1 pseudogene is annotated in these 519 nt (G+C 53.8%); it reads left to right on the forward strand.

What is annotated here, in order from left to right:
* Nucleotide 1: 1 nt before the first annotated feature.
* Nucleotides 2-519: pseudogene (locus ACTHUR_RS18225) on the forward strand (DUF6531 domain-containing protein); the annotation flags it as partial.

The raw sequence follows: 519 nt of genomic DNA on the forward strand, positions 1-519 counted from the left end.
GATTTCAGACGACCCCCAAACTCAAGGTCGTCTGAAATCCCCCGCCAACCCCAACCTTACCGCCGGCAACCGCCTCAAAGAATACAACGGCATCGAATACACCTACGACGCACTGGGCAACCTGATCTACCGCCAGCTGCCCGACGGCGAAAACCAATATTACCAATACGATTTAGAAAACCAACTTGTCCGCGCCGAAATCAAAAAGCCCGCCGGCAATACCGAAATTTGGACATACGCCTACGACCCGTTCGGACGACGCCTCTCCAAAGAGCGCCAAGACAAACTTGCCTGGACGAGTACCGACCCCAAACGCACCCACTTCGTCTGGGACGGAACGCGATTACTTCAGGAGTACACCTACAAAGGCAGCTACACCTATATCTACACCGACCAAAACAGCTACGAACCGCTGGCGCAAGTCTTTGACAACGCCAAAGACGGCAAACAATACATCGCCTATTTCCACACCGACCAAATCGGCATCCCGCGTGAGATGACCGACATCCACGGCAATCT

This window comes from Neisseria sp. P0021.S007, from assembly GCF_051956855.1.